The organism is Haliea sp. E17 (genome assembly GCF_048323675.1).
GTDB lineage: Bacteria > Pseudomonadota > Gammaproteobacteria > Pseudomonadales > Halieaceae > Mangrovimicrobium.
Genome location: NZ_JBLWFK010000003.1, coordinates 186967 through 205990 on the forward strand (window position 1 = coordinate 186967; position 19024 = coordinate 205990).

The following is a 19024-nucleotide window of genomic DNA, read 5'->3' on the forward strand; positions in this document are numbered from 1 at the left end:
ACTTATATTCAGCGCGACCGGGAGTTTTAGGGAGGCGCAACAATACTCTTAATGACGCAAAAGCTAACATAATGTCGGTTTTTTGCAAACAAATTTAGCTACAGCGGTAAAATTCCCGACACCTCGCCGCAAGAGCAGGTGTCCCCACCTGCCCGCCCTAATGCCCGGCGAAAGTGGCGTCCGCGCCGATGGCCGCATCTTCGGCAAAAATGGCTTCAGCCACCCGGGACTTGTGAAAGCCCGCATCGCCCCAGGTATTGGCAAGCGCCCAGGCCTTCTTCATGAAGATGTGCAGGTCGACTTCCCAGGTGTAGCCCATGGCGCCGTGCACCTGGATGCCTTTCTTCGCTCCCAGTGAGGCCGCTTCACAGGCGGCGAGCTTGGCGTGCGACACCGCCACGACCGCGCCCTGGACATTGTTTGCAAGCGCATAGGCCGCCCGATACACCGGCGCCTTCGCGTATTCCAGCCGCACCGCGACGTCGGCCAGGTGGTGTTTTACCGCCTGGAAACTGCCGATCGGCTTGCCGAACTGCGTGCGTTCGCTGGTATAGGTAACGGAAATATCGATCATCCGCTGGGCCAGGCCCAGCGCCTGGGCGGCGCAAGCCAGGGCGCCGCGATTCATTGCGGCCTGGATGAGCGGCTTTGCCTGGTCACCCGCCAACACCGGCGCAACGCCGGGGTTAATGGCAACCCGGAACAGGCGACGGGAGGGATCCACGGATTCGTTGGCTTCCGCGCTGAACTGTTCCGGTGTCAGCGCATAAATCGCGCCGCCCTGTTCCAGCAACAGCAGGTCGGCAACGTGGGCATCCTCGGCGACGAGGTTCTGCTCCAGGGCAACCAGCACCCGCGCTTCCCCGCCGGCAATCCTGGGGAGCCACTGTTCAGCCAGTTCTCCGCCCAACTCCACCAGCATCGGCACTGCAACCAGCGAGGTGTTCACCAGCGGTTCCGGCAGGGCGACATAGCCGCATTCCTGGGCCAGTAATACGAAATCCAGTTCGCTCATACCGAGGCCGCCGTGGATCTCGGGTACGGTGAGCCCGCTCAGACCCATTTCCGCCAGCTGCTGCCAGAGGTTGTCGTCGCGGCCGCTATCGGTTTCCCAGGACTGGCGGATGCGCTCCGGGGTGACTTCGTTAACAAGGAAATCGCGCACGCTTTCCTGGAACAGCAGCTGATCTTCGCTGAAAGTAAAATCCATCGACCTCGTCCCCCTTACTTGCGCGGCATACCGAGCATGCGCTCGGCGATGATATTGCGCTGGATTTCATTGCTGCCCGCGTAGATGGGCCCGGACTGGGCAAACAGGAAGTCGTCCAGCCAGGTACCCACCCCGGCAGCCGCCGGCGCGTGGGGCTGCAGCTCCGCCCGCGCCCCGAGAATGCTCATGGCCGCAGCGCACATGGCCTGGTCCAGTTCCGACCAGAATATCTTGTTGGTGGAGGATTCCGGCCCGATCTTGCCGCCGCGATTGAGGCGGCAGGCGGTCTGGTAGGTGGTCAGGCAATAGCTTTCGGCATCCAGGTAGGCGCGGATAACCGCGTCGCGAATCGCCGGGTCGCGGTCTGCGGATTCCCGGTTCGCCTTGTACAGTTCCACCAGGCGGCGCGCGGTCTCCTGGAAGCGGGCCGGCGCCCGCAGCATCAGGCCGCGTTCGAAGCCCGCCGTGGCCATCGCCACGCTCCAGCCCGCGCCTTCATCGCCGAGGCGGTTTTCCACCGGGACTTCGACATCGTCAAAGAAGATTTCGGCAAAGCCCGGCAGCCCGTCCAGCTGGGGTATCGGGCGCACGGTGATGCCGGGGGTATCCAGCGGCACCAGGATAAACGTCAGGCCGTGATGGCGCTCGGATTCCGGGTCCGTGCGAAACATGCCGAAGCACCAGTCCGCCCAGACCGCCCGGGTGGACCAGATTTTCTGGCCATTGATCACGTAATTGTCACCCTTGCGGTCCGCGCGCGCCCGGATCGCCGCCATATCGGAACCCGCGTTGGGCTCCGACCAGGCCTGGGCCCAGACCTCCTCGCCGCTGGCCATCTTCGGCAGGATCCGCGCTTTCTGTGCCTCGGTGCCGTACTCCATCAGGGTCGGGCCGAGCAGGCAGATGCCGTTCATGTTCACCCGCTTCGGCGCACCGGCGCGGTAGTACTCCTCCTCGAAGATCAGCCATTCGACCAGGTCACTGCCGCGACCGCCGAGTTCCTCGGGCCAGGTGACCATGGTCCAGCGCCCCTGGTGGAGGATCGCCTCCCACTCCCGGTGCTGGCGGAACCCTTCCTCGGTATCATAGGTTTGCAGCGGCTGCGCCGGCACATGGGCGGCCAGCCATTCGCGAACTTCGGCCCGGAAGGCCCGCTGTTTGTCGGTGTAGTCCAGATGCACGATTACTATCCTTCGGCTACCGACGCCGGGCTGCAGGGGCAACCCGGCGCAGTTTCTCGATTTATGCCGGCGCCTGTGCACCAGCCAACAGCCCGCAGTTTACCCGCCGGAGGTGAGTCCGGGCAATAATAATTGACGATGCGTTAATTATTATTGACTTGGGAAAGGCGCTGGGTAAAGATAGGTGACACTATAAACAGGCTGCCTCAAGGGCCCGGGTTACTGTCCGCGCAGCGAACCTGAATCGCCACTTACCGTGACCCCGTCCCCCGCCAGGCAAACCGACACCCGCCCCGCCCCCGCCACTGCGAGGACGGGCGGCGACACGAGGATTCGTACATGCCGGCAGATGCCAGAAACTTACGCTATATCATTATTGGAGCAGGCATGGCCGGCCTGCTCGCCGGCATTCGCCTGCGGGAACGCGGGGAAGATAACTTTGTCATCTACGAAAAAGGCGACAGCGTGGGCGGCACCTGGCGGGAAAACACCTATCCCGGCGTAGCCTGCGACACCCCGGCCCACTCCTACAGCTACTCCTTCGCCTTCAACCCGGAGTGGAGCGCCTTCTACGCGCCAGGCCCGGAGATTCGCAACTATTTCGAATCCATGGCCGAGCGCTACGGGATGCACCAGTTCATCCAGTTCAACACCGAAATCGGCAGCTGCCGCTGGGACGGAGAGCGCTGGCACGTAAAGACCAAAGACGGCCGCGAGGATGTCGCCGACGTACTGGTTGCCGCAACCGGCGTTCTGCACCACCCCAACACACCGGCCATTCCCGGACTGGAAAACTTCCAGGGGGCGAGCTTCCACAGCGCGCGCTGGGATCACTCCATCGACTACGCGGACAAGCGCGTCGGGGTTGTCGGCAACGGTTCCACCGGGGTACAGATCGTCGCCGCGCTGTCCGGCAATGTACAGAAACTGGTACATTTCCAGCGCTCCCCCCAGTGGATCATGCCCTGCCCCGATACCCGCTATTCAGACGAGGACAAAGCCGCGTTCCGCGACGATCCCGACCGCATCGAGGATGTGCGCAGCGGCCCCGAGGCGCAGGCCCGGCGCGGGCGCTTCCTGGCGGCGATCATCGACGCCGACTCACCGGAGTTGGCGGAGATCCAGTCGATCGTCGAAAAGAACCTGGAAGACAGTATCCGCGACCCGGAACTGCGGGAAAAACTGCGGCCCGATTATCGCGCCGCCTGCAAACGCATGGTGTTTTCGCCCAACTACTATGAAAAGGTGCAGGATCCCTCGGTGTATGTCGATACCAGTGGCATCGAGCGGGTCGAAGCCAACGGCGTGCTGATGCGCGACGGCACCTTCCACGAACTGGATGTCCTGGTGCTGGCTACCGGCTTCAAGGCCGATGCCTTTGTCCGCCCGATGACCATCACCGGCCGTGACGGCGTCGATCTCAACCAGCTCTGGGACGTGCATCCGAAGGCCTACTACGCGGTGACCATTCCCGACTTTCCCAATTTCTTCATGCTCAACGGCCCCACCGGCCCGGTGGGCAATTTCTCCCTGATCGATATAGCCGAGCGCCAGTGGAATTATATTGAACAGCTGGTGAGCCTGTTGCGCGAAGGCAAATACAGCGCGGTGGCGCCCACCCAGGCAGCCCTGCAGACCTACGAGCAGAAGCGCACGGAAGCGGCGAAGAAAACCGTCTTCGCCTCCGGCTGCAGCAGCTGGTACCTCGACGCCGACGGCGTGCCCCAGGTCTGGCCCTGGCCCTACGAGTACTTCATGGAAGTAATGGACAAGCCGAAGCTGGAAGACTACTCCCTGACACCCGCGGCCTGATTGACTTCAGGCCTCAAAAAACGCAAACACCCGCAGTTCGACACTGGCCCGGGGCCGGGTTCCCGGCGCCACTGCCGGCGCCTGGAAGGCGCCGTGCAGGCACCCCATGGGCTGGCTCGGATCGCTGTCGAAACCCTTGAACACGATGACCTCGTCGAGGTCGACGTCCGAGAAGTAATGCCAGCGCTGTTCCGGGTTATGCACGGAACTCAGGTAGGGCACGCCGTCGGGAAAATTCGGCTCCACCGTGCGCCCGATCACCCAGTCCGCCTCACTCACCGTGCGCTGGTCACACAGTGCCAGCGGCACGTCCTGCGGCGGCGGGGTAATACTGCGCCAGAGGTTGTACACCTGGTAGCGGGGGTAGCGCTGCTGGACTGACGGTTCCGCCGCCATATCGACAAAAGGCCCTATCGCCTCGCGGGTCTGGTCGAGGTGCACGAACTCCGCGGCGGCGGCGCGCTGGGGATTGCCGGTATCGCGAATCAGGATACCCCCGTGGTAAAAAGGGGCGACGTGCGCAGCCCCCGTCAGCTCAGCCACCAGCGCCAGGGCGCTCGGCAGGTACACCGACTTGACCCAGGGGTCATCCTCCCAGCAATCGCCCTCCAGGGGCATGCGGTGAATCTCGAAGCCCTCCTTTTCCAGGCTCGGCGCCACGGCCAGGTGCCGGGCATCCGCCAGGCTTACCGGCTCGGTGACCAGTTGCTGGGTAATCCGCTCGCGCCAGCTGTTGCTCCAGATACCGCCATCGCGGCGGTCGGCGGCGAAATTCAGGGACGAGCTTACGCTTGTTGCAGGCATGTTTTTATCCATTGGGCGGCTTCGCTCACCGCCTCCATCGCCAGGGGAATCGCGGCGGCCGAACTCAGGTAGCCGTGCAGCATACCGCTGTCACAGCGCGTTGCGACGGCGACACCGGCCTCGCGCAGGCGCCGGGCGTAGGCCAGGCCCTCGTCGCGCAGCGGATCCAGCTCGGCCACGTGAATCAGCGCCGGCGGCAGTCCCGCGGCATCCGCGACCCGCAGGGGAGAGACCAGTGGATTATCCCGGTCGACCGAAGGTGGGCAGTAGTGATCCCAGAACCAGCGCATGTCGGCCGCGGAGAGCAGGTAATTGCGATCGCCTACCTCGCGGTAGGAGCCGGTGTCGAAATCATGGTCGGTCACGGGATAGGCGAGGTACTGCCCGGCCAGTCGCACACCAAAATCGCGGGCGCGAATGGCACAGGCCGCGGCGAGGTTGCCGCCGGCACTTTCCCCGACCAGCAGGACCGGTCCCGGCAGTTCGGCTATAACCCATTGCAGCACAGCCCACAGGTCATCCAGCGGCGCCGGGAAGGGATATTCCGGCGCCAGGCGATAATCGACACTGATGACTTCACAGCCTGCCCCCGCGGCGATGCGGCGACACAGGGCGTCACCGGTATCCAGGTCGCCGATGACCCAGCCGCCGGCGTGGCAATAGATCGCCGTGCCGCAGGTCTCGCCCGGCGGCAGGTAGCGACGAATAGGGACAGGGTGATCCTCGCGTTCAACCTGCGCGTCGACCACCGACGCCATTTCCGGCAAACCCGACTGCGGGGGGGCCGCGGCGAGACTGCTGCGCAGCATCTCCCGGGCTTCCGCGGGACCGACCTGCCAGTAGTACGGCCTTCCCGAGTTTGCGTAGATGTCGAGAATCGACCGGTAATAGGGGTGGACGGGATCGGCTTCACTGCTCATTCGAGGTACCTCTTATTCTGTCAATGTAGTGTGGCGAGAACCGGTGCTCCTAGCTGGCGCCGACGGTCGCCAAGGCGGCACCGCCACCGTCCACCGGTAGGTCGGCGCCATTGATATAGCTGCACAGCTCACTGTTCAACAGCAGCAGCGGCCAGGCCTGCTCCAGCGAGGTACTGCAGCGCCCGATAGGCCGGGTAATCGCGTCCATCCCGGAAAAATTCGGCAGTTCCCGCTCGATCTCGTCGAGCATCGGCGTACGGGTGGCGCCCGGACTGGTACAGTTGATCCGGATTCCGCGCCGGATCAATTGTGTCGCCTGCTGTTTGGTCCAGACCACGATCGCCTCCTTGCTGAAGGAGTAGGCATTGGCAAACAAGGCACTGTTGGACTGGTACCACTGCAGAAAGTCCTCCTGCTGCTGTATTGCCAGGCAGTTGGACAGGGCCTCCAGGTGCGCAGGCCACGCAGCACCGCCGATGGAGGCGATGCTGGCAATCGCGGCACCGGGCTGCATGTTTGCCGCCAGTGCCGCGGTCAGGCAGCGGGTGGCAAGAAAATTGATCGTCAGGACATCCGCATCGGGATGTGAAGGACCGAGACCCGCGCAGTTGAACAGCGCATCCACCGGGCTCGCTATCTTTTCGGCTACCCGTGGGATAGCATCCAGCGCGCGTAAATCCAGCTGTGAAAACTCTGCCAGGGGCAGGTCCGGGGCGTGCAGGTCAACGCCATGCACCGTTGCCCCCAGGTCGATCAACAGGCCGGCCACGGCATTGCCGATGCCCGTATAGCAGCCTGTCACGACAACGTGTTTATTCTTGTAATTCAGAGCGTTCATGGCATTATCGCTGGCAGGTTTTCCGGGGCTGCAACCGGCAGACCGGCCCCTGCCCCGTTTACTTCCGGGGAATGGCCGGTATAATTCCCTATTACTGACGGGATGTCAATTTTGCAACCCGATCAGGGTGATGCGCAAGCCTCGCCCCCGAATACAATCAACCGTTATTGAAACAGACGCTCAAAGCGAGATACGAGGTAAGCATGGTCACCGTAAAATTCATTCAACCCGATGGCGTGGAAAAAGTTGTCGAGGTACCGGAAGGCACCAGCCTGATGACGGCTGCGCTGGAAAACGGTGTGGAAGGCATTCTCGGTGACTGCGGCGGCGCCTGCAGCTGTGCAACCTGCCACTGCTACATCGACGAGGCCTTCCTGCCACAGATTCCGGCGGCTGAGGATATCGAGCAATCAATGATCGAATTCGCCACCGATCCGAAAGAAAACAGCCGCCTGGGCTGCCAGGTTCAGGTTACCGAAGCTGTCTCCGGCATCGTTGTACGCATGCCTGAATCCCAGTACTGAGTATTGCGGAAAAAAACTGGCCCGGGTTGGCAACAGCCGCCCCGGGCCAACTCTTCGCAACCGCCGGATCAACCGCCGGTATTATTCTTCTTCAGCTTTGACACATCACGGGTAAGCACCGCGGACTTGCCGCCGGACAGTGCCAGGCACTGGGTATGCTGGAATTCGTGAATGTCGAAGGCTGCCTGCAGCGCAGCGGGCTGCCCCATGGTATCCATGGTCTGGTTGACCACCCGCTTGGCCATGATCAGTGAGAACAGGTCCTGCTGTGCAATTTTCTGCGCCATGGCCATTGCCGCATCGCGCAGTTCGTCGAGCGCCACCACCTCGTTGACCATGCCGAGTTTCTCCGCTTCCGCGGCAGTGATCCTGTCCGCCGTGAACAGCATCTGCTTGGCCTTGCGCGGACCCAGCTCCCAGGTGTGGCCGTGGTATTCCACGCCGGCGATACCCATCACGATGGTGGGGTCGCTGAACCAGGCGTTATCCGCTGCCATGATCAGGTCGCAGGGCCAGCACAGCATCAGGCCGGCGGCGATACAGGCTCCCTGTACCGCGGCAATGGAGGGCTTGGGGTTGTTACGCCAGCGGCGGCTGTACTCGAAGTAGTGGGACTGCTCCCACAGGTACTGGCCGGTGATACCGCGGGTCTCCCAGTCAAACGTTGCGAAAACGTCTTTCTCGTCTTCCTTTACTGACAGGTCGTGACCGGCGGAAAAGTTCTTGCCGTTGGCCTGCAGCAGGATGACCTTGACGTTGTTGTCCTTCGCCGCCCGGGTCCAGCACTCGTCCAGGTCATGCAGCAGGTCTGGATTCTGGGCATTGTGCACATTCGGGCGGTTAAGGGTAATGACCGCGACGTGGTCAACCACCTCGTACAGTACATTTTCACTCATGGTGGTATCTCCGGTTTGTTGGTTCGCCGTCACGGGGTCTCCTTGGGCATCATGGAGGCAAACATGGCGGTTACATGACCGGAAGTCACCACACCCTTGCCCTCACCGGGCTTCAGTCCGGAAGTGGACTTCACGCTGGTGTCGACGTGGGCCGCCTGGGCGCGCAGGGCGCCGACGGTGCAGTTCTCCCGGCCGAGGATGGAAATCGGGTCGAAGCTGTATTCGCGCATCACGTTTTCGTGGGTGATCTTGTTGATCACGTTCTCCGGCAGGTCCTTGAGCCCCTGCCACAGGCGCTCGGGCGCTTCCGGCCACAGGCAGTCGGAGTGCGGGTAATCGCACTCGTACATGATGATGTCCTCGCCCACGTCCTGGTAGTTCTTGAGGCCGAAGTTGTCCTCGATGAAGCAGCACAGGAAGTGCTCGCGGAACACCTCGGTGGGCGACTTGCCTTTCCAGTCGACGTTGGTCCAGATGTGCTGTTCGTTGGTGAACTCGGCGCGTTCCAGCAGGTAGGGAATCCAGCCGATACTGCCCTCGGACAGGGCCACTTTCATGTCCGGGTAGCGCAACAGGGGTTCCAGGTGCAGCCAGTCCGCCGCCGCGTTGGCGATGGAAATGGGCATGGCGGTGATCCAGGCGTTCATCGGCGACAGGTCCGAGGGGTGACGCGGTTCGGAGCCAGTGCCGATGTGGCAGTTGATCACCACCTTGTTGTCGTTACAGGCCTTCCACAGCGGCTCCCAGAACTTGTCGTGGATGGACGCGAAGCCCTTGTTGGCAGGATTGTCCGGGAAAGTGATCGCATGGCAGCCCTTCTTCGCCACCCGCTTGACCTCTTCCGCGGCCAGTTCCGCGTCCCACAGGGGCAGGATGGCCAGCGGGATGATGCGGCCGGGGAAGGCTCCCGCCCACTCGTCGATCTGCCAGTCGTTGTAGGCCTGGATGATGCGCAGGTTGAGCGTGCGGTCCGGCGAGCGGCTGAAAATACTGCCGTCCATGGTGCACACCGTGGGGAAGCAGATGCTCGCGAGGATACCGTTGACGCTCATATCGTCGATACGGGCCTTGATGTCGTAGTTGCCGGGACGCATTTCCGCGTAGCCCTGCGGCTCCATCCCGTACTCTTCCTTGGGCCGACCGACCACGGCGTTGAGGCCGGTGTTGGGCAGCACGATGCCCTCGTAGACCCAGTAGTCGGCTCCGTCCACACTTTTCAGTTTCGGCGCGCGGTCCTTCAATTCAGCCGGGAGGTGTTGGTCGAACATGTCGGCCGGTTCACTTACATGGTCGTCCACTGAGATGATGATCATGTCTTCCATTTGCATGGCATTCTCCTCGCTTGAGCAGCGCTACGCGCGCCGGGTTGTTGCTTTATTACTTTTTGATGTGAATGGGTACGTGGGAGTAACCGCGTACAGTACTGGTGCGGACGCGCTTGAGCTTGTCCACCTCCACGTCCCAGTCGCCGATGCGCGAGAGCACTTCTTCCAGCGCGATCTTCGACTCCAGGCGTGCTACCGAGGCCCCCAGGCAGGTGTGCGGGCCGTAGCCGAAGGTCACGTGGCGCTTCGGTGCGCGCTCGATGTCGAAGGTTTCCGGGTCGTCCCAGTGACGGTCGTCACGGGTGGCCGCGGCGGTCAGCAGCGCGACGTTGTCGCCCTTCTTCATGGTCACGCCATGCATTTCCACGTCGTTGAGCAGGCGGCGGAACTGGATCGGCGACGGCGGATCGTAGCGCAGCATTTCCTCGATCGCCCGGGGAATCAGCTTGGGGTTGTCGCGCAGTTTCTGGCGTTGCTCGGGGTGCCGGGCCAGCAGTACGCCGGCGTTGCTGAGCAGGCGCGCCACGGTCTCGTTACCCGCGGACGCAATCAGCACCATGAAGAACAGGCTCTCTTCCGCGCTGAAAGGACGGATGCTGCCATCTTCGAGCGTGATGTCGGCGTGGGACAGGTGTGACAGCAGGTCGCCACAGGGGTTTTCCTTGCGGTCGGCGAGGATGGTCTGGAAATAGCCCATCGCCTTGCCCATTGCATTGATGCCGGCCTCAGTCATGCTGCCGTCTTCGTTGCGCGCCAGGGAGTCGTCGGCCCACTGGTTGATCTGCCGGCGGCCCTCCTGGGGAATACCGAGGATGTGGCTGACCACGTCCATCGGGATCCAGCGGCCGAAGTCCTGGACAAAGTCGAAGGAGTCACGGCCTTCCAGCGGGCGCAGGTAACCGAGCACGATCTCGCGAATATCCGCTTCCAGTTTCGCCACCGCAACCGGGGTAAACCAGGCGGATACAACGGCGCGCAACTGGTCGTGGTAGGGCGGGTCCTGGTTGATCATCAGGGGAGTTTCGCCGGGTTTTTCCGACATCATTTCCAAAACCGTACCCCAGGCTGAACTGAAATTCTGCCAGTCCATGGACGCCTTGAGCACATCGTCGTAACGGCTCAGCACCCAGTAGTTGTATTTCTCGTTGTACCAGACCGGCGCTTCATCGCGCAGACGCCGCCAAATCTCGTAGGGGTTGTCGTCGATATCGTAACTGTATTGGTCGTAGTAAAGCTCTGGGGCACCCATGAATTTTCTCCAATTTCCTTAGTGCGTATTTTAGATGCTGACGCCGCCGTCGATCAGGTTATCGGTACCGGTGGTGGCACTGGATTCATCCGAGGCGAGGTAGACCATCAGCGATGATACCTGCTCGCGGCCGACAAATCGCTTCAGCGGAATGCTCTGGCGCACCCGTTCCTTGAGTTCTTCGTCAACCCGGCCGCTGAACAGGCCGGTCTCATCCACTGCGCCAGGCAAAATAGTGTTGACCCGGATATTCTGCGGCGCAAGTTCGACGGCCATGCTCTGGGTAAGGCCGCGAATCGCCCACTTGGAACAGGAATAAACACTGTAATCGTTCCAGCCCCGATAGGCGACTTGTGAAGAAATATTAATGATCGAGCCACCACCGCCCCGGGCCATCACCGGGCTTACCGTGCGGATACCCAGCCAGGTGCCGACCACGTTGACGTCCAGCACCTTGCGCAGCGAATCGGCGGTCTCGCTCTGGATACTCCCCTTGGTGAGGATGCCGGCGTTGTTCACCAGCACGTCGATTCGCCCAAACCGCTCGCTGGCGAGTGCCACCGCCTGCTGCCACTGGGCCTCGTCGGAAATATCCTGGCGCGTGAACAGCGCGCGCTCACCGAGTTCCTCGGCCAGGGCCGCACCGCCGTCGGCATCGATGTCCGTCATCAGCAGGTAGCCGCCCTCGGCGATCACGCGACGGGCGTGGGACTCGCCCATGCCGTTGGCGGCGCCGGTGAGGAATACCACTTTGTCCTTGAGTCTCATACGGCTGCTCCCTTAGCTCGAGTAGGGCATGTGCACGCGGGCTTCGGCGATTTTCCACACGCCATCGCGCCTGACCACGTCGAAGCGGTATTCCACGAAGATCACTTCCTTCGCGGGAATGGTCGCCCAATCCGCCACCGTGCCGTAGGCATTCGCCACCGCGCTCTCATCGGTAGCGCCCTCTTCCACGAACACGTTGGTGATCACATGCCGGTATTCGGTAGGTCCCGCCTTGAGCATGTCCGACTGGCCGACGAGGCCCGCCTTGCCGTTCAACTCGATATCGGCACCCACCAGGCGACCGTCGGGAAGAAACAGGTCCGCCCAGTCCTCCCCGCGATAATTATCGACACAGAACGAGTAACGGGCGATCAATTCGTAAATTGCGATGCGGTTTTCCAGTGAGATTCCTGACATGCTGCCACCTGCCTATTTATTGTCTGCGATTGCCTGGGCCATCTTGCGCAACTGGTCCTTGCGCACTTTCCCCGAGGGCACCCGGGGGAAGTCATCGACGATTTCCAGCCACTCCGGGTATTTCTGTTTCGCCAGCCCCGCCTGGTCGAGGAAGCGACGCATCTCCGCCATATCAAAGTTACTGCCCGCCGCGGGAATGACGAAGGCGCAGCCCATTTCACCGGTCACCTCGCTGGGCATGGCGACAATCGCAATGTCCGCGATACCGGGATGTTCCATCAACACGTCTTCCACTTCCTTGGGACTGATGTTTTCCCCGGAGCGGATAATGATATCTTTTTTACGGCCGGTAATTTCCAGGTAATTGCCATAGCGCCAGCGGCCGAGATCGCCCATGCGGAAGAAGTCGTCCTCGTCGAAGGCGGAGCTGTTGTCCGACGTATCCAGGTAACCGGCAAACTGTTCCGGGCCGAAGGCCAGGATCTCGCCTTCCACGCCCTCTTCGGTGACCAGTTTGCCGTCCTCGTCGACCAGGCGGACCTCGATGGGCGGCACCACGATGCCGTCGGTCTCCGCGCCGAACAGCGCCTGCTCGCGATCGCTGATTCCGAGAGTGACGGTCATCATTTCGGTCGAGCCATAGGCGCGGAAGAACAGGCAGCCCGGGAACTCCCGCGACACCTGCTTGATCAGTTCGGGTGAAACCGAGGTGCCACCGCAGAAAAAGGTGCGCAGCGAGGCCAGGGCACTGCGGTCGTTTGCGGTCGCCGCCAGCAACTGCTGCAGGAAGGGTGTCGCCCCCCCGCTTATCGTGCAGCCGTGCTCGCGGATCGCATCGATGCCGTCCTGCACGTTCCAGACATCCAGCAAGACCGCCGGCGCGCCGGCAATCCAGGGGATATCGAAGGCCCAGATGGCGCCGGTAATGTGGGTTACCGGCGAAGGCATGAAAATGACATCATCAGCATTCACGCCCCAGGCCTCGACCATCTGGCGCGCCTTGTAGCCGAAGCCGTAATGGGTCTGCAGGACGCCCTTGGCGCGGCCGGTGGTGCCGGAGGTGAACATCACCAGAAAGGCGTTGGCGGGATCGACTGCGGGCAGTTCGGCAAGCGCTGCGCCCGCTACCGCTTGCGACCACGGGGTATCGCTGCCGGCGTCGCCGCGAATCACCACCACATCCTGCAGGCGCGGCAGTTTGTCACGCAAATCCGCGACCATAGCCGGGTAGTCACACTTGCGGAACTCGCGGGGGATAAACAGGAATTTGGCGCCGGTTTCACCCAGCATGTAGGCGAGCTCGGCTTCCCGGTAGATCGGCGGAATCGGGTTAATGACCAGGCCCAGCATGCGCGCCGCCAGCGCAATCACCGCGCTCTCCGACCAGTTGGGCAACTGGAAGGCGACCACGTCGCCAGCGCTGGCACCGCGTTCGACAAAAAACCCGGCCAGCCGCAGGGCCGCATCGTAAATCTCGCCCCGGGTGAACTCGCGGTCACTCTCGATCAGCAGCACCTTGTCCGGATCTTCCGCCACCCGTTCGCGGGCGACATCCGCCAGGGTTTCCCGGCGCCAGTAACCGGCCTCGATCCATTGCCTGGCGTGTTCCTCGGACCAGCGCAGCGGAAAGCCGCCGATATCCCTGCGAATTTCAAAGGCCATGGTGAATCTCCGGGTTAACCTGCGACGCGCTCGGTAATGGGTTGGTAAACAGCGGCAAACATGCGCTGCGGATCGCTGTGGGGAATTGCCGCCAGGCGGTCCCCGGACTGTGACAGGGCGGCCACCAGCTGCGCGTCGTCCTCGGCTTCAAACATCACCAGGAAACGGTATTTCCGCGCACTGCCGCGCAATTGCGCATCCGTGGTTTTCCAGACACTCACCGCACCGGCTCCGGGCAGCGCGGCGAAAGTCTCAATCCCGGAGTGCAGCAGCGCATCCTCCAGCGCTATTTCCTCGCCCTCCACCGGGTTGATGAAGGCCAGCAGCAACGCGCCGCGGGTGGCCGCTGCCGGCGCGGCTTCCTCGCTGCCGACCAGGCGCCGCAGCAGCGCCATGGTCGGCGGCTGGACCGAGGACATATCGATGGCCGGGCTGATTGGCATCGCCTCGGTGTCGTGGCTGGCCAGCAGCGTTTCGATGGCCTTTGCCGGATCGCCCGCCAGCTCCCAGATCACCAGGTTGTCGTGGCGTCCCGCGGGCCAGGGTGAACCCACTGCACGCTGGAAGCGCTGCCCGGCGGAGACCACGGGCAGCTTGACCGAATGCTGCAGGTGGTCATTGCTGTACCAGCGCTGGAACTCCTCTTCCATGCCCTCGACCGGGCTGGAAAACGCGAACTGGAAAATACTTGTCATACTCACCTCTTGTTATTTCTCTCCCGGAGCCTAGCGGGCGCGGGGCAGTTCCAGCAGCTGGTCGGCGATGATCTCGCGCTGGATCTCCGAGGTACCGCCGGCGATGGTGTAGACCCAGCTCCACAGGTATTCGTAGGTCCAGGGGTGATCTTCACGGTCACCATTGAACTCCATGAATTCCCAGCCGAGGATTTCCGCGACCAGGTGGCTCAGCGCCTTGGAGGTACCGGTCACCATCAGCTTCATGATGGAACCCTTGGGACCGGGACCACCGGACTGCTCGATCTCGCTGATCTGGGCGAAGGTCATGGCGCGAATCGCCATGGTGTCCGCCTTGATCATGGCGAGGCGGCTGGCGATTCCGGCATCCTCGATAGCCAGTCCGCCGTCGGCAAGGCGCGTCCGGCCGGCCAGCGCGATGGCCTGGTTCACCCGCTCGAACAGCGCCAGCTGGTCGCCGATGAACCCGGTGCCGCGCTCGAATGAGAGCGTGGACATGGCGGTCTTCCAACCGCTGCCCAGCTCGCCGACCACGTTCGTCAGGGGAATTTTGACGTCGTCGTAGAATGTGGTGTTGACATGCTCGTCGCCGAGCATGGTCCGGATCGGACTGACAGTTATTCCCGGGGTACGCATGTCGCAGATCACCCAGGTAAGGCCCTTGTGGCGCTGTGAGCCGGGCTCGGTGCGAATCAGCAGTTCCTGGAAGTCCGCGTGCTGTCCGTCTGTGGTCCAGGTCTTGCTGCCGTTGACGACCAGGTAATCGCCATCCACGACGCCCGTGGTTTTCAGCGAGGCGAGGTCGGAGCCGGCATTGGGTTCGGAAAAGCCCTGGCACCAGAGATTTTCCCCGGAGAGAATCCGCGGCAGGTGGAACGCCTTCTGTTCATCGGTGCCGCAGGCGATGATCGTCGGACCCGCATGCATCAGCGCCACGTAGGTCGTGTTGATGTAGTTGGGCGCGCCGGCCCGGGCACACTCTTCGTACCAGATCACCTGCTGCACCGCGGACAGACCCAGGCCGCCGTATTCCTTCGGCCAGTTGACGCCGGCCCAGCCATGTTCGTAGAGTTTTTTCTGCCAGTCGCGATCGAACTGCGCCGATGCCTCGCCGTGGGCGGGGCGCCGTTCAGTGGGGATATTGTCCTTCAGCCAGGCACGGGCGCGGGCGCGAAAGTCCTGGTCTGCTTCGGTAAATACCAGATCCATTTCACACTCCTCCCTGGTCGGTGTCGAGATCGAGCAGGCTGCCGTACAGTTGCTTGCTGGAGCCGAACAGGCGCCCGAGCAGGTTGGCGCGCTTCAACAGCAGGTGCGCATCGAGTTCGTCGGTGACACCGATACCGCCGTGCAACTGGATATTGGCGTCGGTATTCAGCGTCGCTGCCTTGTCGGCCAGCAGTTTTGCCGCATCGACCTGCATCGCCGCGTCGGCGTGGCCTTCGCGCAGCGCGGTGGCCGCGTAAAAAAGCTGGCTGCGCGCCGCCTCGACCCGTACGGCCATGTCGGAACAGGGATGCCGGACGGCCTGGTAGGAGCCTATAGCCCTGCCGAAGGTCTCCCGCTCCTTCGCATAGGCGACAATCATCTGCAGTGCGCTGTCAGCCAGGCCCACCTGCATGGCGGCAACCGCGATCAGCGCCCGTTGCCACACAGCGCTACCGCCGACGGCAACCCGGCTCTCAAGGCAGGTTTCACTGCCCATGTACATGGCGACCGAGCGGTCGAGACAGGGCACCTTGCGCAACTCCGCCGCATTTACGCTGTAGAGCACCGCGCCATCGTGCTGCACCCGCAGGGCGAACTTCGCATCGGCGCTGCCAACGAGGCGAATCTCGCCAGCCGCGCCCTGCTGCACCAACAGTGCGGTAGTTGCCTCTCCGGCAATCAGGCTGGCGCAGAGCGCCTCGTCGTCCTGCGTCACGGCCACAGCGAGCACCTGGAAAAGGACTTCCATGGGGCCCGCTACCCGGCCGTGCTCCTGGAAAAACAGCATTTCCTCGACCACGGACAACGCACTGCCGCCCGCGCCCTCTGCCGCGGCCAGGCCCAACCAGCCGAGGCCGGCGAATGCTGCCAGGTTGTCGGGGTCTTCGGGCGTCTCGTGCAGGCGCCGCAGGGGGAATTCGTTGCCGAGAAAATCCGCCGCGGCATCGGCGATTTCCCGTTCGTCTGAATCAAGTGCCAGAAACATCGGTGGCGCTCCGGTATACGTGGTTTATCGTTCCTCCCGGGAAGTCAGGCTGTCACGCTCTACTGGTTTCTGGAGAGGCCTCGGGTGACGCCGGGAGGTGCTTGAACTCGACTTGTCGTTTTATCCAGGTATCGCCGTGGGCTGGTACGCGACCAGGCGCCACTCACCGGACTCGCGCGTCCACACGGACAGCGTCCGGTTGTCGATGAATTTTTCCTGCCCGCCGACCGTGACCTCGGCGCTGAGCCGGGACACCAACAGGGCGCTGTCCCCCAGGTCGACGACCCTGGGCTCACGTATTTGCAGGGTTTTATAGACAATGTTTCCGCTGCCCATTTTACCCAGCAGGCTTTCCTTGTCATCGTAGACTGCGTTGGCGTGGGCAAAGACAAGGCGCTCGGACAGCAGGCCCGCCAGCGCTTCCAGATCGCCAGCCAGCAGCGCGTCACAGCGCTGCTGCTCACGCGCCAGGATGCTGGCTTCCAGGTCGAGTTCCGTATTCATCTGCGTTGCAATCCGTTCCGCTAGCGGGTGCCACCGGCGGCCTCTCCGGCCTCTTCGTCCGGGAGACGGCGGCAGTGGTACTCGGCCAGGTCGATATCCGCGGTGAAGTGCCGGTAATCCGCCAGCTTCCAGGGGGAATTCATAATGACCCGCCCATTCTTGTTCTTGTACCAGCTGGTCACGCCCGGGTGGGACCAGACCAACTGCCGGTGTTCGTTATCCACCTGCTCATTATAGGCCTCGTAAGGCTCCTCACGGACCTCCAGTTCATCCCAGCCGTTTTCCAGCATTTCGCGCAGCGCTTCTCCGATGTAGCGCACCTGGCATTCGCTGTGGAAGAACGCACTGCCGCCGTGGGCGAGGTTGGTATTGGGGCCGTAGAGCACGAAGAAATTGGGGAACCCCGGCACCGTGATACCCAGGTGCGCGCGCGGATCGTCGTCGCCCCAGAGTTCGCGGATGGTAACCCCGTTGCGCCCGCGGATATTCATCGGCGAGAGCAGCTTCGAGGCGTGGAACCCGGTGGCAAAGACAATAACGTCTGCGGGGTACTTTTTGCCGCCGGCGACAATACCGTCTTCCTCGATGTGATCGATATCACCTGCGTACAGGTCGACATTCGGCTGGCGCAGCATGCGGAACCAGTTGTTGTCGCGCAACATGCGCTTGCCGAAGGGCGGGTACTCGGGCACCACTTTCTCCAGCAGGTCGGTGCGGTCGCCCAGTTCCGACTTGATGTACTCGATCAGCTCCTCGCGCATCTTCGCGTTTTCCGCGTTCAGAGAATGCTCCAGGTCGGTCCATTCGGGATCGATACGCAGGGTCGGGTGGAAACCGTCGGAGGCGGCCCAGAACAGCTGGAAGCGGAACCACTCCTGGTAGTAGGGGATATTCTTGGTCGCCCAGGTGACGGCCTCGGGCACGTGCTCGTGGTACATCGGGTGGCGGATGATCCAGTGACGTGAACGCTGGAAAATCGTCAGGTGGCCTACCTTGTCGGCGATCGCCGGCGCGATCTGGATGCCGGACGCGCCGGTACCGACCATGGCCACCCGCTTGCCGGTGATGTCGACGCTGTGGTCCCAGCGCGCGGAGTGGAAGCTGGCGCCCTTGAAGGAATCGATGCCCGGGATGTTCGGGATCGAGGGCCGGTTGAGGATGCCCACCGCGCTGACAAAGGCATTGGCGACCAGCGTCTCCTCGCTGCCATCGGACTTGCGGCTGTGGACGAGCCACTTACAGTTTTCCTCGTCGTATTCGGCTGCCGTGATTTCCTCGTTGAAGCGGATGTGCTCGCGCACGCCAAACTGGTCGGCAATACGGTTGATATAGGCATAGAGCTCCGGCCCCTTGCTGAAGAACTCGGGCCAGTCCGGGTTGGGCATCTGCGAGAACGAATAGAAATGGCAGGGTGTATCCACGCCGATACCGGGATAGGTATTTTCGTACCAGGTGCCGCCGACCTGGTCGTTTTTCTCAATAATGACGAAAGGAATACCCGCCTGCTTCAGCCGCGCGCCCATGACAATACCGGAGAAGCCGGCGCCCGCGATAACCACCTGGAACTGGTCCAGTTTTTCTTTCGCGACGGGCTTGCGCCACTCGACCGCACGGTAATCCTTACCGCCGAAGCAGGTTTCCTCGTAGAAAATCGGCAGGTACTTTTCCGGGACATCGGCGCCGCAGGCGACGTCCATCATCTCCTTCAGTTCTTCCCTGCTCGGCTCGCGATGTACCGCACCACCTTCGCTGGCCAGCCGTTCGATGGCATTCACCAGCGCTTCGCGAATCTCGGCCTGGAGTTCGGCAGGGATGTGCTGCTGGTAATCCCAGCCACCCTGGACATGGGGGCGAACGCGCTCGAAGAAGGACTTGTCACCAGTCAGGTGCACGTAGCTCATCAACAGGGGAACGATATGCGCTCCGGAGACCGCATTGCGTAACGCCGCCGGGTCTGCCGCGGCACGTTCTATCTGATTGCTGAGATCCATAATTTATTTCTCTGAAAATTTAGTACTGAAACCG

The 19024-nt window shown here is 62.3% G+C and carries 18 protein-coding genes; 2 read left to right on the plus strand and 16 right to left on the minus strand.

Annotation, left to right across the window (positions count from 1 at the left end):
* Positions 1 to 157: 157 nt before the first annotated feature.
* Positions 158 to 1210, minus strand: coding sequence for an acyl-CoA dehydrogenase family protein (locus ACNKU3_RS09455; RefSeq protein ID WP_418259203.1), 1053 nt, complete (start codon positions 1208 to 1210; stop codon positions 158 to 160).
* 14 nt (positions 1211 to 1224) lie between these two features.
* A complete protein-coding gene (locus tag ACNKU3_RS09460; protein WP_418259204.1) occupies positions 1225 to 2391 on the minus strand; it encodes an acyl-CoA dehydrogenase in 1167 nt (388 codons plus the stop codon).
* A 339-nt stretch (positions 2392 to 2730) separates the two neighbouring features.
* Between ACNKU3_RS09460 and ACNKU3_RS09465 the strand changes: the two genes are divergently transcribed.
* Positions 2731 to 4203, plus strand: a complete 1473-nt coding sequence (locus ACNKU3_RS09465; RefSeq protein ID WP_418259205.1) for a flavin-containing monooxygenase — start codon at positions 2731 to 2733, stop codon at positions 4201 to 4203.
* A gap of 6 nt (positions 4204 to 4209) precedes the next feature.
* On the opposite strand, the gene ACNKU3_RS09470 is transcribed toward ACNKU3_RS09465, so the two are convergent.
* The 3 genes from ACNKU3_RS09470 to ACNKU3_RS09480 are packed head-to-tail and all read right to left on the minus strand — an operon-like array spanning position 4210 to position 6765.
* Positions 4210 to 5007: a CmcJ/NvfI family oxidoreductase gene (locus ACNKU3_RS09470; protein WP_418259206.1), complete on the minus strand. Its 798-nt coding sequence runs from the start codon at positions 5005 to 5007 to the stop codon at positions 4210 to 4212.
* Entirely contained in the window at positions 4989 to 5927 is a 939-nt protein-coding gene (locus tag ACNKU3_RS09475) for an alpha/beta hydrolase (protein WP_418259207.1), read from the minus strand. Before ACNKU3_RS09475 ends, ACNKU3_RS09470 begins: the two co-directional genes overlap by 19 nt.
* A 49-nt stretch (positions 5928 to 5976) precedes the next feature.
* Positions 5977 to 6765, minus strand: coding sequence for a coniferyl-alcohol dehydrogenase (locus tag ACNKU3_RS09480; protein WP_418259208.1), 789 nt, complete (start codon positions 6763 to 6765; stop codon positions 5977 to 5979).
* A 203-nt stretch (positions 6766 to 6968) separates the two neighbouring features.
* Here ACNKU3_RS09480 and ACNKU3_RS09485 point away from each other — a divergent pair, with 203 nt between their 5' ends.
* A complete protein-coding gene (locus ACNKU3_RS09485; RefSeq protein ID WP_418259209.1) occupies positions 6969 to 7289 on the plus strand; it encodes a 2Fe-2S iron-sulfur cluster-binding protein in 321 nt (106 codons plus the stop codon).
* Between the two features lie 68 nt (positions 7290 to 7357).
* Here ACNKU3_RS09485 and ACNKU3_RS09490 read toward each other — a convergent pair whose 3' ends face one another.
* From ACNKU3_RS09490 to ACNKU3_RS09540, 11 genes are all read right to left on the minus strand, one after another.
* The gene (locus ACNKU3_RS09490) at positions 7358 to 8185 is read right to left on the minus strand and encodes an enoyl-CoA hydratase (RefSeq protein ID WP_418259210.1); all 828 of its coding nucleotides are present in this window, start codon (positions 8183 to 8185) and stop codon (positions 7358 to 7360) included.
* Positions 8186 to 8214: 29 nt separating this feature from the next.
* Positions 8215 to 9513, minus strand: a complete 1299-nt coding sequence (locus ACNKU3_RS09495) for an amidohydrolase family protein (protein ID WP_418259211.1) — start codon at positions 9511 to 9513, stop codon at positions 8215 to 8217.
* Positions 9514 to 9562: 49 nt separating this feature from the next.
* Positions 9563 to 10759, minus strand: coding sequence for a cytochrome P450 (locus ACNKU3_RS09500; RefSeq protein WP_418259212.1), 1197 nt, complete (start codon positions 10757 to 10759; stop codon positions 9563 to 9565).
* 30 nt (positions 10760 to 10789) lie between these two features.
* Positions 10790 to 11527 (minus strand): SDR family NAD(P)-dependent oxidoreductase, encoded by a 738-nt coding sequence (locus tag ACNKU3_RS09505; RefSeq protein ID WP_418259213.1) that lies wholly within the window; start codon positions 11525 to 11527, stop codon positions 10790 to 10792.
* Between the two features lie 12 nt (positions 11528 to 11539).
* The gene (locus tag ACNKU3_RS09510; protein WP_418259214.1) at positions 11540 to 11944 is read right to left on the minus strand and encodes a nuclear transport factor 2 family protein; all 405 of its coding nucleotides are present in this window, start codon (positions 11942 to 11944) and stop codon (positions 11540 to 11542) included.
* 12 nt (positions 11945 to 11956) lie between these two features.
* Positions 11957 to 13606 (minus strand): AMP-binding protein, encoded by a 1650-nt coding sequence (locus ACNKU3_RS09515; RefSeq protein ID WP_418259215.1) that lies wholly within the window; start codon positions 13604 to 13606, stop codon positions 11957 to 11959.
* A gap of 14 nt (positions 13607 to 13620) precedes the next feature.
* Positions 13621 to 14301 carry a hypothetical protein gene (locus ACNKU3_RS09520; protein ID WP_418259216.1) on the minus strand — a complete coding sequence of 227 codons (681 nt, stop codon included), beginning with the start codon at positions 14299 to 14301 and terminating at the stop codon, positions 13621 to 13623.
* A gap of 30 nt (positions 14302 to 14331) precedes the next feature.
* Positions 14332 to 15510 carry an acyl-CoA dehydrogenase family protein gene (locus ACNKU3_RS09525; RefSeq protein WP_418259217.1) on the minus strand — a complete coding sequence of 393 codons (1179 nt, stop codon included), beginning with the start codon at positions 15508 to 15510 and terminating at the stop codon, positions 14332 to 14334.
* Position 15511: 1 nt separating this feature from the next.
* A complete protein-coding gene (locus tag ACNKU3_RS09530; protein ID WP_418259218.1) occupies positions 15512 to 16495 on the minus strand; it encodes an acyl-CoA dehydrogenase family protein in 984 nt (327 codons plus the stop codon).
* A 120-nt stretch (positions 16496 to 16615) separates the two neighbouring features.
* Positions 16616 to 16999, minus strand: a complete 384-nt coding sequence (locus ACNKU3_RS09535; protein ID WP_418259219.1) for a nuclear transport factor 2 family protein — start codon at positions 16997 to 16999, stop codon at positions 16616 to 16618.
* Between the two features lie 20 nt (positions 17000 to 17019).
* On the minus strand, positions 17020 to 18990 hold the full coding sequence (locus ACNKU3_RS09540) for a flavin-containing monooxygenase (protein WP_418259220.1): 1971 nt from the start codon (positions 18988 to 18990) through the stop codon (positions 17020 to 17022).
* Positions 18991 to 19024 lie beyond the last annotated feature (34 nt).